This is a genomic window from Streptomyces sp. NPDC033180 (genome assembly GCF_055577645.1).
The window spans coordinates 19,726-32,615 of the sequence record NZ_JBVIPU010000024.1 but is presented as its reverse complement, the minus strand read 5'-3'; the positions used below and the strand labels follow the sequence as shown (position 1 = coordinate 32,615).

Genomic DNA, 12,890 nt, shown 5'->3' with positions numbered 1-12,890 from the left:
CTGCTAGCTCCCTCGGTAAACGGAGTAGCCGAACGGGTTGAGCAGCAGCGGTACGTGGTAGTGCTCGCCCGGCGTGACGGCGAAAGTGATCGCCACCTCCGGGAAGAACGCACCGCTGTCCCTTACGCGGGGGGCGTCCTGCTGCGCCTCGGCTTGCTTCACTGTCTTGATCGAACGCGTGAAGTACGCCTCGACCTCGAAGTCGAGTCGTACGTGTGTGGTGCCCTCCGGCAGCGCCGGCAGGTCCTTGCAGCGCCCGTCCGCGTCGGTCGCGGAGCCACCGAGCGCCACCCACTCGGCGTCGCGGCCGCTGCGGGCCGTGAGCGAGATGGCGACGCCCTCTGCGGGGCGTCCGACGCTGGTGTCCAGGATGTGCGTGGACACCGAGGCGGTGGTGTCAGTGCTCATCAGTCCTTGTCCTCTTCTACGAGACGGGTCAGCCGGATTCGGTTGATCTTCCCGAGTTCGGTGCGCACGTTCTCGCGCTCCTGCTCGGCGGTGTTGCCGATCCGGGTCTTCACCGCATCGCGCATCTGCTCACCGGTCGCGCCGGTGGCGCAGATCAGAAAGACATGACCGAACTTCTCCTGGTAGGCCAGGTTCAGTTCGAGCATCTCGTCCTTGAGCTCCTCGGAGGCCCCCGCCATGCCGCGCTGTTCGCGGGACGACGTGGGGTCCCCGGGCTTCGGGCGGCCGATCGGCGGGTGCCCGGCCATCGCCTCGGCCAGATCCCCGGCGCTCAGCTCGGCCATGGCGGCGTCACTGGCGGCGAAGAGTGCTTCGACGGTGGGGAAAGGGCGCTGGGAGAGCAGTGTGCTTCCCCAGGCCGATGAGGCGCAGGCCTCGTGGAGAGCGGCGGTGGCCGCACTCTCCTGCAAGGCGTTGAACCGGGCAAGGCCCGGCGTCGAGCTCGAAGTCACGGGTGCCTCCGTGGCCTTACGGCCTTGTGCTGGACGGGCTGCGGATAGCTAACGCCAGCCGAAACACCACGTCAACACTTTGTTGAAAACTTCGAGAAACAAAGACCGCCGTCCGGTTAACGGACGGCGGCCTTCCGCAGCGCTCTGACCTGGGAGGTTCGGCAGGTCAGGTGGAACGGTTGAGGTAGTTGTAAACGGTGAAGCGCGATACGCCGAGCGCGCCGGCGACCGTCTCCACCCCGTGCCGCACGGCGAAGGCGCCTCGCGCCTCGAGTATCCGTACAACCTCCTGCTTGGCCTTGCGGTCGAGGTCCGACAGGGGCATCCCGCGCTTGCGCTCCAGGGCCAGCAGGATGTGGTCGAGGGAGTCCGCGAGCTGCGGAAGGCGTACGGCGACCACGTCCTCGCCCTGCCAGGCGAGGACGACGTCATCCGTGCCCGCCTCGTCGGGGGGCACGATTTCGCCGCCCATGGCGTCCACGAGCGGCTTGACGGCTGCCACGAAGGGGCCGTGGTCGTCTCTCACACCGGTCATTCGATGGCCTCCCCCGACTCTCCGAGCACGTTCACCTGGAGCGAGACGCGCGTCGCGCCCGCCTCCAGGGCCTTGCGCAGCAGCGCGTCGACGGCGGTCAGTACCTCGTCGGCGCCGCCTTCCGCGGTGTTGCCGAAGGGGCCGACGTCCACGGCGTCGAGCTCGGCCCCCTGGATGACGTCACGGGCCACCACCGCATGGGCGGGCGCCTCGTCCAGGTCGAAGGGTTCGGTCGTGAACTCCACTCTCAATCGCACGCGCACAACCTACTGCCGCGCGGTGATTTTCCGGCAGCCCCCTCTTGACAAGGGCGGATGCTCGACGGCAATCTTCCATCAGACAGAAATTAACTTCCGCAATACGGAAGGAGCGCGGAAGCCCCATGGGATACTCCGACCAGCGCTTCGTTGTGAACCTGTCGATCCTCTTCACGGAACTCCCGCTCCTGGAGCGCCCCGCGGCTGCCGCTGCGGCGGGCTTCAAGGCGGTCGAGCTGTGGTGGCCCTGGGTCGACGCCCCCACCCCCGAGCAGTCCGAGCTCGACGCCCTTCGGGCCGCGATCACGGACGCCGACGTACAGCTGGTGGGCCTGAACTTCTACGCCGGGCAGCTGCCGGGACCGGACCGCGGCGCCCTGTCGATTCCGGGCGAGGAGAGCGAGAAGTTCCGCGCGAACCTCTCGGTGGCCGCGGACTTCGCCGAATCCCTCGGCTGCAAGGCGCTCAACGCGCTGTACGGCAACCGGGTGGAGGGCGTGGACCCCGCGGTCCAGGACGAACTCGCCCTGGAGAACCTGGCGCTCGCGGCCCGCGAGGCCGACCGCGTGGGTGCGGTGCTGCTGATCGAGGCCCTGAACAAGCCGGAGTCGCCGCGCTGCCCGATCGTCAGTGCGGACGCGGCGATCGCCGTGGTGGACAAGGTGAACTCGGCCACCGGCCTCGGCAACGCCAAGTTCCTCATGGACCTGTACCACCTGTCCATGAACGGTGAGGACCTGCCGGCCGTCATCGATCGGTACGTCGCCCAGACCGCGCACGTGCAGATCGCCGACAATCCTGGCCGTGGGGCCCCGGGGACGGGGTCGCTTCCGCTGGAGGAGCTGCTGGATCAGCTCCGCAAGGCCGGATACGAGGGCTGGGTCGGCCTGGAGTACAAGCCGGGCGACCGGCCCAGCTCCGAGGCGTTCGGCTGGCTGCCCGGCTCGGACTAGGCGCCGCTTCGCGGCGGATCTTTCCGCCCACCCACCCGTTACTCCGCAGTCAGTTCAGAAAGGCTCTCACCATGAGCAACCTTCCCAAGATCGCGTGGATCGGACTCGGCATCATGGGGTCCCCCATGTCCGAGAACCTGATCAAGGCTGGTTACTCCGTCACCGGCTTCACCCTCGAGCAGGACAAGCTGGACCGCCTCGCGGCCGCCGGCGGCACCGTCGCCAAGTCCATCGCCGAGGCCGTCAAGGACGCCGATGTCGTGATCACGATGGTGCCCGCCTCCCCGCAGGTCGAGGCCATCGCGTACGGTGCGGACGGCATCCTGGAGAACGCGAAGTCCGGCGCGCTGATCGTCGACATGTCGTCGATCACCCCGCAGACCTCCGTGGACCTGGCCAAGGCCGCCAAGGACAAGGGCATCCGCGTCCTGGACGCCCCCGTCTCGGGTGGCGAAGCCGGTGCCATCGAGGCCGTGCTCTCCATCATGGTCGGCGGCGAGAAGGCCGACTTCGACGAGGCCAAGCCGATCCTGGACGCCCTCGGCAAGACCATCGTGCTGTGCGGTCCGCACGGCTCGGGTCAGACCGTGAAGGCCGCCAACCAGCTCATCGTCGCCGTGAACATCCAGGCGTGCGCCGAGGCCGTTGTCTTCCTGGAGAAGTCCGGGGTGGACCTGACCGCCGCCCTCGACGTCCTGAACGGGGGGCTTGCGGGCTCGACCGTCCTGACCCGCAAGAAGGACAACTTCCTCAAGCGCGACTTCAAGCCCGGTTTCCGGATCGACCTGCACCACAAGGACATGGGCATCGTCACCGACGCCGCCCGCAATGTCGGTGCCTCGCTTCCGGTCGGCGCCGTGGTCGCGCAGCTCGTCGCCTCGCTGCGCACGCAGGGTGACGGCGGCCTCGACCACTCCGCGCTGCTGCGCGGTGTGGAGCGCCTCTCGGGCGCCGAGCTCTAAGAAACCGGAAGGCTTCAAGAGCTCAACCGAACTTCCGGGCCGTGGCGGCGCTGACACCTGTCCTGTCGCGCCCAGGCGTCGCCGCGGCCCGGAACCCTAACCTCAACTTCAACAAACTGTTGACGTAGCTGTTCAAGCGTACTTACGCTCACGTCACTTCAGCAGTTTCAGCAGTCCGTACGGAAGGTCAATCCCGCCACCATGTCGAAGCGTGTGCTCACGACCGAGTCCGGCGCCCCCGTCGCCGACAATCAGAACTCAGCCACCGCCGGCGTCGGTGGCCCGCTTCTTCTCCAGGACCAGCACCTCCTCGAGAAGCTCGCCCGCTTCAACCGCGAGCGCATCCCGGAGCGTGTGGTCCACGCCCGCGGTTCCGGCGCGTACGGCTACTTCGAGGTGACCGACGACGTCACCGCGTACACCTCGGCCGACTTCCTGAACACCGTCGGCAAGCGCACCGAGACCTTCCTGCGCTTCTCCACGGTGGCCGACAGCCTCGGTGGCGCGGACGCGGTCCGTGACCCGCGCGGCTTCGCGCTGAAGTTCTACACCGAAGAGGGCAACTACGACCTCGTCGGCAACAACACCCCGGTGTTCTTCATCAAGGACCCGATCAAGTTCCCCGACTTCATCCACTCGCAGAAGCGCGACCCCTTCACGGGCAAGCAGGAGCCGGACAACGTCTGGGACTTCTGGGCGCACGCCCCCGAGGCGACGCACCAGGTGACGTGGCTGATGGGTGACCGCGGCATTCCCGCGTCGTACCGCCACATGAACGGCTACGGCTCGCACACCTACCAGTGGACGAACGAGGCGGGCGAGGCCTTCTTCGTGAAGTACCACTTCAAGACGAACCAGGGCGTACGCAGCCTTTCGTCGGACCAGGCCGCCGAGCTCGCGGGCAAGGACGCCAACTCGCACCAGACGGACCTGCTCCAGGCCATCGAGCGGGGCGTGAACCCGTCCTGGACGCTGCACGTGCAGATCATGCCGGCGGCGGACGCGGCCGACTACCGCTTCAACCCCTTCGACCTGACGAAGGTGTGGCCGCACAGCGACTACCCGCTGCAGCGCGTGGGCCGTCTGGTCCTGGACCGCAACCCCGACAACGTCTTCGCCGAGGTCGAGCAGGCCGCCTTCTCCCCGAACAACTTCGTTCCGGGCATCGGCCCTTCGCCCGACAAGATGCTCCAGGGCCGCCTGTTCGCCTACGCGGACGCGCACCGCTACCGCCTGGGCGTCAACCACACGCTGCTCGCGGTGAACGCGCCGAAGGCGACCACGGCCGACAACTACGGCCGTGACGGCCTGATGGCGTCCAACGCGTACGGCCGTGACCGCAAGAACTACGAGCCCAACTCGTACGAGGGCCCGGTCGAGACCGGCAAGCCGCTTGCCGCTCCGCTGGCCGTCAACGGCCACACGGGCACGCACGAGGCTCCCCTGCACACCAAGGACGACCACTTCTTCCAGGCGGGCGAGCTGTACCGCCTGATGTCGGCCGAGGAGCAGGCACGCCTGGTGGCGAACATCGCGGGAGGCCTCTCGCAGGTCACCCGTGACGACGTCATCGAGAAGAACCTGGCCCATTTCCACGCCGCCGACGCCGAGTACGGCAGGCGCGTGGAGGAGGCTGTCCGCGCCCTGCGCGAGGACTAGAACCCCCTGACTGCGCCGGGGAATTGACGGGAGGTCAGTTTTCCGGCGCTGCGCCCGCACCATCACGGACCCGGATGAGGGGTGGTCCCGTGGTGAACGGGCCGGACGAGGACCGCGGCGGCTCTGCGAGCCAGTGCGGTGGTTAAGGTCAGGCGGCTCTCCTCTCGACCTGAGGGAGGAGAACCCCGCCGGTCCATTCGCAGCCGCCGCGGTCCCAGCCGCTTTCGGGCCCCTGGGCCTTGAACCCATATGACTCCGTCCGGCAGCGCGTATGCATGTTCCGCCAGTCGCGCGCGGTCGGACGGCTACAACTTCACACGGCAGTACGGCAGTACGGCATTTCGAAGCCAGAGCGCCGAGTACGGACGGTCCCGTACTCGGCGCTCTTTCGCGTGCGCTTGGCTTGGGCGGGTCTCTTCTGGTCCGCCTGCTGCTGCGGGCGCCGGGGGGTTGGCCTGCTGCTGCGGGCGCGTGGGGGCTGGTCGCGCAGTTGCCCGCGCCCCTTACGGGGCGCCCTCCGCCAGTTGCGTAACCATCCGTTCGAGCCTGCCGCTGGGGCTCGTAGGCGGCCGCCTCCTTCGACCAGAGACCGTGGACGGGACCGCCCGAGGCTTCCTGGCGACCTTCAGCCACAGGCCCCGTGCCGCGCCGTGGTGCGCGGCCAGCCAGGCGTCCAGCTCCACGGCGTCCCCACCAGGTCATGACGTGCAGGCCCTCCAGACGCGCAGGCCCTCCAGCGATTCCATCCGCACACACCAAAGGGGCGGCCCACCCCCCACGGGTGGACCGCCCCTGTCAGTGTTCCCTGCCGCGTCAGACCTTCAGCGGCCGGATGGCCGTGGGCGCGTGGCCCGGCTCCGTGGCGAGCTCCTCGAACTCGCTCACGTCGCTGATGTCGGCGGTCTTACTCATCGCGATGTTCGTGATGCGCTCCAGGATCGCCTCGACGACGACCGGGACCTGGTGCTCCTGGGCCAGCTTCTTGGCCTGCTCGAAGGCCGCGCCCAACTCGTTCGGGTCCGTGACGCGGATGGCCTTGCAGCCCAGGCCCTCGGCGACCTTGACGTGGTCGACGCCGTAGACGCCGAGCTCGGGGCTGTTCTGGTTCTCGAACTCCAGGTTGACCTGGAAGTTGATGTCCAGGCCGATCTGGGCCTGGCGGATGAGGCCCAGGTAGGCGTTGTTGACCAGGACGTGGACGTACGGGATGCGGTGCTGCGCGCCGACCGCCAGCTCCTCGATCATGAACTGGAAGTCGTAGTCACCGGAGAGCGCGACGACCGGGGTGTCGCGGTCCGCGGTGGCGACACCCAGGGCGGCCGGGATCGTCCAGCCCAGGGGGCCCGCCTGGCCGCAGTTGATCCAGTGGCGCGGCTTGTAGACGTGCAGCATCTGGGCGCCCGCGATCTGCGAGAGACCGATCGTGGTGACGTAGCGCGTGTCCGGGCCGAAGGCCTTGTTCATCTCCTCGTAGACGCGCTGCGGCTTCATGGGGATGTTGTCGAAGTGCGTGCGGCGCTGGAGGGTCTCCTTGCGCTCCAGGTGGGAGGCGACCCACGCGGAACGGTCGGGGAGCTTGCCGGCGGCCTTGAGCTCCTTGGCGACCTCGACGAAGAGCTCCAAGGCGACCTTGGCGTCGGAGGCGATCCCGTAGTCCGGCGCGAAGATCTTGCCGATCTGGGTGGGCTCGATGTCGACGTGCACGAACTTGCGGCCCTCGGTGTACACGTCCAGCTTGTAGCCGGTGTGACGGTTGGCCCAGCGGTTGCCGATGCCGAGGACGAAGTCCGACTCCAGGAACGTGGCGTTGCCGTAGCGGTGGCCGGTCTGCTGGCCGACCATGCCCGCGTTCAGGTCGTGGTCGTCGGGGATCGTGCCCCAGCCCATCAGGGTCGGCACGACCGGCGTGTTGGTGATCTCGGCGAACTCGACCAGGAGGTCGGAGGCGTCGGCGTTGATGATGCCGCCGCCGGCCACGATCAGCGGACGCTCGGACTCGACCAGGTACGTGATCGCCTTCTCGATCTGGGCGCGGGTCGCGGTCGGCTTGTAGACCGGCAGCGGCTCGTACGTGTCGATGTCGAACTCGATCTCGGTCTGCTGGACATCGATCGGCAGGTCGATGAGGACCGGCCCCGGGCGGCCCGAGCGCATCAGGTGGAACGCCTGCTGGAAGATGCCGGGGACCTGGGCGGCCTCCAGGACCGTGACGGCCATCTTGGTGACCGGCTTGGCGATCGTCGCGATGTCGACGGCCTGGAAGTCCTCCTTGTGGAGCAGGTGCGTCGGCGCCTGGCCCGTGATGCACAGGATCGGGATCGAGTCACCCGTCGCGGAGTACAGACCGGTGATCATGTCGGTGCCCGCCGGGCCCGACGTACCGATGCAGACGCCGATGTTGCCGGGGTTGGCGCGGGTGTAGCCCTCGGCCATGTGCGAGGCACCCTCGACGTGCCGGGCGAGCGTGTGGTCGATGCCACCGCCCTCCTGGAGCGCCTTGTAGAACGGGTTGATCGCCGCGCCGGGCACACCGAACGCGTTGGTGACGCCCTCGCGCTTGAGGATCTCAACTGCCGCGCGGACAGCGGTCATACGGGCCATGGGGTTCTCCTGCTTCGACAACAGCTTCGACAGCTTGATCAGCTATTCGGCTGACGGATACGGCTGGCGGATCCGGCTCCCGTCGCGCCCCGCGGTGAGCTTCTGTTTCCGCATTGTGGAAATTATGTTCTGCTATATGGAAGCAATGTAGGGGGGCGCGATGGAGACCGTCAAGAGATGTCCGGGAAGCGGGCAACCCGAAGGTCGCGTCCCGGTGGGCGAATTCGGGCCACACCGTCGGGGGCGGGCGCGGCCGGTGCACCGGGACGCACCGTCCGCCCGACAGGGCCCGCCGAGCTGCGGCGGCGCGCTCCTCACCCCTGGCGGGCCCCCTGCTCTTGGCTCAACTGGCCCCCGTAGCCAGCCCACTTGGGGGACGATGGAGGCCACGAACCGTCGAGCGGTGACGGCGAGCAGTGACGGTGACGGGTGAGGTTGATGACGGAGAGCGACGTCCCGGTACGGTGCCCGGTCTGCCGGCGCGATCATGTGTACGCCCCGCCGTCCTACCCCTGCGCGTGCGGCGCCCCCGTGGTGCCGCCGGTGGCGCGCGGCGCGACGGTGACGCCGGTGACGGACCGGACGTGGGCGGACGAGTGGGTGACCGTGCGGTGCCGGACGTGCGGCCGCAGGGACCGGTGGCCCCAGCCCGAGCTGGGGTGCGCGTGCGGGGCGGTGCTGCGCATTCCGGTGCGGGCGGTACAGGCACCTTCGGGCGCTCCCCCCGCTCCCACCGCTCCCACCGCTCCGGCTCGCCCTCCCGTCCCCCCGGCGCACATCTCGCTCCCCCGGACGGCCCCGACGCCTCGGCCCGCCTTCAAGCCGGTGCCGGTGCGCACGGCGCGGGACGCGGTGACGGTGGCGGGGCTGTATCTGCGGTGGCTCGGGTACGGGGACATCCGGGGCGCGGTCAAGCGGGCGCCTTCCGGGGTGCGGGTGTCGGCGCGGGGCGTGCTCGCCCTGATCGAACCGTCCGTACAGCCGACGTCACTGCGTGACGTGGAGTGCGTCTGGCTCAGCGCGATGTCCGACGCCGTCAGCTGCGTCTGCTTCTCCCTGGCGGGCTACGAGGAACCGGCCCGCGCCCGGGCGGACGCCCTGTCCATCCCCTTGTTCGTCATCGACCTGACGGGGACCCCTCAGCCGGTGAACGGCGCGGCGGACGAGCTGGTGGCCGCGGGGTGATCGGTGGGTGGGCGGACGGCATACTCGACGGATGCTCATCCGCCCAGCCACGACAGCCGAGCTCCCCGCGCTCCAGGACATCGAGCGCGCCGGGGGCGAGCCCTTCCGGGCCCTCGGCATGGCGGCGATCGCCGACGACGAACCCCCCGGCATCGAGACCCTGGAACGCTTCCGCGCCGCGGGCCGGGCCTGGGTGGCCACCGAGGCGGACGGCACCGACCTCCCGCCACTGGCCTACCTCATCAGCGAGCCCGTGGACACAGCGGAGCACATCGAGCAGATCACCGTGCACCCCCGAGCGGCACGCCGCCGCATCGGCCAGGCCCTGATCGAGCACGCCGCCGACCGCGCCCGCGAAGAGGGCAGGGGAGCCCTCACCCTGACGACGTTCGCGGACGTCCCCTGGAACGCCCCGTACTACGCCCGCATCGGCTTCCGCGTGCTCGGTGAGGCCGAACTCACCCCGGGACTGCGGAAGATCCGCGCCCACGAGGCCGAGCTCGGCCTCGACCGCTGGCCGCGCGTGGCCATGCGCCGCGAGCTCACCCCGGGTGGGACTGCGCCCCGTACCGCTCCCTGAGTTCGATCTTCCGCACCTTCCCGGAGGCCGTCATGGGAAAGCTCTCCAGGATGCGCAGACCGGCCGGGACCTTGTAGTGCGCCAGCTGCCCTCCGCAGTAGGCCCGCAGCTCATCCAGGGTCAGCGGCACCTCCGGGTCCCGAAGGATCACGCAGGCCAGCGGCACCTCCCCGTAGCGCTCGTGGGGGACGCCCACCACCTGGACATCGGCGATCTTGGGATGGCCGTACAGAAACTCCTCGATCTCCCGCGGGGAGATGTTCTCGCCGCCTCGGATGATCATGTCCTTGGTGCGGCCGACGATCTGGACGTAGCCGTCCTCGCGCATGACCGCCAGGTCGCCAGCGTGCATCCAGCGCCCGGCGTCGATCACCTCCGTGGTCCGCGACGGCTCGTTCCAGTAGCAGAGCATCACGCTGTACCCCCGCGTGCACAGCTCGCCGGGTGAGCCCCGCGGCAGCGTCACGCCGCTGCCCGGGTCGACCACCTTCACCTCGATGTGCGGCAGCACGCGGCCCACCGTGCCGGTCCGCCGCTCCAGGTCGTCCGTGCGGCGCGTCTGCGTCGAGACCGGGGATGTCTCCGTCATGCCGTAACAGATGGAGACCTCCTCCATGTGCATCTCGGCGACCACTCGTTTCATCACCTCGACCGGACAGGGCGAGCCCGCCATGATGCCGGTGCGCAGCGAACTCAGGTCGTACGCGGCGAAGTCGGGGAGGTTCAGCTCGGCGATGAACATCGTCGGCACCCCGTACAGCGACGTACAGCGCTCGCGCTCCACCGCGTGCAGCGTGGCGACGGGGTCGAAGGACGGGGCGGGGATGACGATGCACGCACCATGCGACGTAGCACCCAGATGCCCCATCACCATGCCGAAGCAGTGGTAGAACGGCACAGGAAGGCACACCCGGTCCTGTTCCGTGTAGCCGACGGTCCGGCCCACCCAGTAGCCGTTGTTGAGGATGCGTCCCGCTCCGGCCAGGCCTCGACCGCCCGGTCGAGATTGCGCCCGATGGTGTCCCCGAGCAGTGGCGTCGCGCTGACACCGTGGGCATACGACAGTTCGCCCGGTTCAGTCAGCCCACTCAGCTCATTCAGTCCACTCACCGGCAGCCCTCCCTTGTGCACCACGGCGCCAAGTGTGGCCCGGGGGTCTGTACCGCGTCGGCCCTTCGCCTGATGCCGCCCCTGCGCAAGTCAACGGCGAGTTCCACGACAAGGCCGACAGCGGCAAGCGCCCCATGGTGGAAAGTCCAGCGGTGACTTTCCACCATGGAAGGAGACGGAGCGGCGCCGCTCAGTAGCCCACTCGCACCCGTCGGCCCCACCAACTCCCCGACCTCCCCTGGATGCCGCTGACTCAGCTCTTGCCGCGCTCCATCCACTCGTCCAGCGACCCCCGCGCCGTACGCTCCCGCAGATCGACCCGCCGGATCTTGCCGGAGATCGTCTTGGGCAGTTCCTCCGTGAACTCGATCCGCCTGAGGCGCTTGTAGGGCGCCAGCACCGACCGGGTGTACTCGAAGATCGCCTGCGCCGTCTCCTCGCTCGGCGACCAGCCCTTCGCCAGTACGACGTACGCCTTCGGGACGGCGAGCCGCAGCTCGTCCGGAGCGGGGACGACCGCGGCCTCGGCCACTGCCTCGTGCTCCAGCAGCGCGCTCTCCAGCTCGAACGGCGAAACCTTGTAGTCGGAAGACTTGAAGACGTCATCACTGCGGCCGACGTAGGTGAGGTAGCCGTCGGCGTCGAGCGAGCCGATGTCCCCTGTGCGGTAGTAGCCGTCCGCCATCGCCTCAGCGGTACGCTCCGAGTCCCCGTGGTAGCCGGTCATCAGGCCGACGGGCCTCGCCGACAGATCCAGGGAGATTTCGCCCTCCGCCGCTCCCGGTTCGCCGGTGACCGGGTCGAGGAGCGTGACGCGGTAGCCAGGGCTCGGGCGCCCCATGGAGCCGGGGATCAGGTGTTGGCCAGGGGAGTTGGACACCTGAACCGCGGTCTCCGTCTGGCCGAAGCCGTCCCGGATCGTCACGCCCCAGGCGCGGTTCACCGCCTCGATCACCTCGGGGTTCAGCGGCTCGCCGGCTGCCACGATCTCCCTTGGCGGCGCGTGTAGTTGGGACAGGTCGGCCTGGATCAGCATCCGCCACACCGTGGGAGGCGCGCAGAAGCTGGTGACGCCCACCCTGTCCATCTCCGCCATCAGGCTGCCCGCTTCGAAGCGCGTGTAGTTGTAGATGAAGACCGTCGCCTCGGCGTTCCACGGGGCGAAGAGGTTCGACCAGGCGTGCTTGGCCCAGCCCGGTGAGGAGATGTTGAGATGTACGTCGCCGGGCTTCAACCCGATCCAGTACATCGTCGCCAAGTGGCCTACGGGGTACGAGACATGGGTGTGCTCCACCAGCTTGGGCTGTGAGGTCGTGCCCGAGGTGAAGTAGAGCATCAGCGGGTCGTCGGCGCGGGTGACGCCGTCCGGCTCGAAGGTCTGCGGGGCCGATGCCGTATCCGCATAGGACAGCCAGCCTTCGCCCGCGCCCTCGCTCGGGGAGTGTCCGACCGCGATCCTCGTGTACGAGCCGGGTACCCCATCGAACTTGTCGACGTCCTGGCCACGGGTGATCACATGCCGCGCCCTCCCCCGCTCGATCCGGTCCCGCAGATCAACCGTCCCGAGCAGCGGGGTCGCCGGAATCATCACGGCGCGCAGCTTCATCGCGGCGAGCGCGGTCTCCCACAGCTCCACCTGGTTGCCGAGCATCACCAGGATCCGGTCGCCGGCCGCGACGCCCTGCTCCCGGAGCCAGTTGGCGACCTGGTTCGAGCGCGCCGACAACTCCGCGTAGCTGCAACGCTGTTCGCCCCCGCCCTCCTCGGAGATGTGGAGCGCCGTGCGGTCATTGCCATCGGCGATCGCGTCGAACCAGTCAAGCGCCCAGTTGAACCGCTCGAACCGGGGCCAGCTGAACCCTTCGTACGCGGCGTCGTAGTCCTCTCGGTGCCGCAGCAAGAAGTCTCTCGCGGCCCGGAACTCCTCCGTCACGCTCTTGTCCGCCATCTGTCACCGGCCGCCCTTCTCGCTTCTCCCGCGCCGGCCTCCCGACCGATGCGTCGCCCTGCCCTGCCCGAGCATGATCGCCCACAAGCGGCTCGCCCCTCACGCCACGAGCCAAATTGGAAACCGGATCGGCATGGATCGGCGGCTCACCCCTCTGAGGTACACATTGTGAGGATGGAA

General features: G+C 68.7%; 12 protein-coding genes and 1 pseudogene. 5 read left to right on the top strand and 8 right to left on the bottom strand.

What is annotated here, in order from left to right; genetic code table 11:
* Positions 1-3: 3 nt before the first annotated feature.
* The 4 genes from uraH to ACZ5WE_RS36965 all read right to left on the bottom strand — a co-directional run bounded on the left by uraH (position 4) and on the right by ACZ5WE_RS36965 (position 1,712).
* Positions 4-408: a hydroxyisourate hydrolase gene (gene uraH / locus ACZ5WE_RS36980; protein WP_467696030.1), complete on the bottom strand. Its 405-nt coding sequence runs from the start codon at positions 406-408 to the stop codon at positions 4-6.
* A complete protein-coding gene (gene uraD, locus ACZ5WE_RS36975; protein WP_467696028.1) occupies positions 408-920 on the bottom strand; it encodes a 2-oxo-4-hydroxy-4-carboxy-5-ureidoimidazoline decarboxylase in 513 nt (170 codons plus the stop codon). The genes uraH and uraD overlap by 1 nt, the downstream gene beginning before the upstream one ends.
* Positions 921-1,086: 166 nt before the next feature.
* Positions 1,087-1,455, bottom strand: a complete 369-nt coding sequence (locus tag ACZ5WE_RS36970) for a helix-turn-helix domain-containing protein (RefSeq protein ID WP_467696027.1) — start codon at positions 1,453-1,455, stop codon at positions 1,087-1,089.
* On the bottom strand, positions 1,452-1,712 hold the full coding sequence (locus ACZ5WE_RS36965; protein WP_249586930.1) for a YkoF family thiamine-binding protein: 261 nt from the start codon (positions 1,710-1,712) through the stop codon (positions 1,452-1,454). The genes ACZ5WE_RS36970 and ACZ5WE_RS36965 overlap by 4 nt, the downstream gene beginning before the upstream one ends.
* Positions 1,713-1,837: 125 nt before the next feature.
* On the opposite strand from ACZ5WE_RS36965, the gene ACZ5WE_RS36960 reads away from it, so the two are divergent.
* The 3 genes from ACZ5WE_RS36960 to ACZ5WE_RS36950 all read left to right on the top strand — a co-directional run bounded on the left by ACZ5WE_RS36960 (position 1,838) and on the right by ACZ5WE_RS36950 (position 5,286).
* Entirely contained in the window at positions 1,838-2,665 is an 828-nt protein-coding gene (locus tag ACZ5WE_RS36960) for a TIM barrel protein (protein WP_467696025.1), read from the top strand.
* 71 nt (positions 2,666-2,736) lie between these two features.
* Positions 2,737-3,627: a 2-hydroxy-3-oxopropionate reductase gene (locus ACZ5WE_RS36955; RefSeq protein WP_467696024.1), complete on the top strand. Its 891-nt coding sequence runs from the start codon at positions 2,737-2,739 to the stop codon at positions 3,625-3,627.
* A gap of 201 nt (positions 3,628-3,828) precedes the next feature.
* Positions 3,829-5,286 (top strand): catalase, encoded by a 1,458-nt coding sequence (locus tag ACZ5WE_RS36950; RefSeq protein ID WP_467696023.1) that lies wholly within the window; start codon positions 3,829-3,831, stop codon positions 5,284-5,286.
* A gap of 813 nt (positions 5,287-6,099) precedes the next feature.
* Here ACZ5WE_RS36950 and gcl read toward each other — a convergent pair.
* Both gcl and ACZ5WE_RS36940 read right to left on the bottom strand, forming a co-directional pair.
* Positions 6,100-7,887, bottom strand: coding sequence for a glyoxylate carboligase (gene gcl, locus ACZ5WE_RS36945; protein WP_467696022.1), 1,788 nt, complete (start codon positions 7,885-7,887; stop codon positions 6,100-6,102).
* A 506-nt stretch (positions 7,888-8,393) separates the two neighbouring features.
* On the bottom strand, positions 8,394-8,573 hold the full coding sequence (locus tag ACZ5WE_RS36940; RefSeq protein ID WP_467696021.1) for a hypothetical protein: 180 nt from the start codon (positions 8,571-8,573) through the stop codon (positions 8,394-8,396).
* Positions 8,574-8,712: 139 nt separating this feature from the next.
* Between ACZ5WE_RS36940 and ACZ5WE_RS36935 the strand changes: the two genes are divergently transcribed.
* Positions 8,713-9,072, top strand: coding sequence for a hypothetical protein (locus tag ACZ5WE_RS36935; RefSeq protein ID WP_467696020.1), 360 nt, complete (start codon positions 8,713-8,715; stop codon positions 9,070-9,072).
* Between the two features lie 31 nt (positions 9,073-9,103).
* A complete protein-coding gene (locus ACZ5WE_RS36930; protein ID WP_467696018.1) occupies positions 9,104-9,652 on the top strand; it encodes a GNAT family N-acetyltransferase in 549 nt (182 codons plus the stop codon).
* Here the strand turns inward: ACZ5WE_RS36930 and ACZ5WE_RS36925 are convergent.
* Positions 9,615-10,619: pseudogene (locus ACZ5WE_RS36925) on the bottom strand (AMP-binding protein); the annotation flags it as partial. The gene ACZ5WE_RS36930 and the pseudogene ACZ5WE_RS36925 overlap by 38 nt on opposite strands.
* A gap of 396 nt (positions 10,620-11,015) precedes the next feature.
* On the bottom strand, positions 11,016-12,710 hold the full coding sequence (locus tag ACZ5WE_RS36920) for an AMP-binding protein (protein ID WP_467696017.1): 1,695 nt from the start codon (positions 12,708-12,710) through the stop codon (positions 11,016-11,018).
* Positions 12,711-12,890 lie beyond the last annotated feature (180 nt).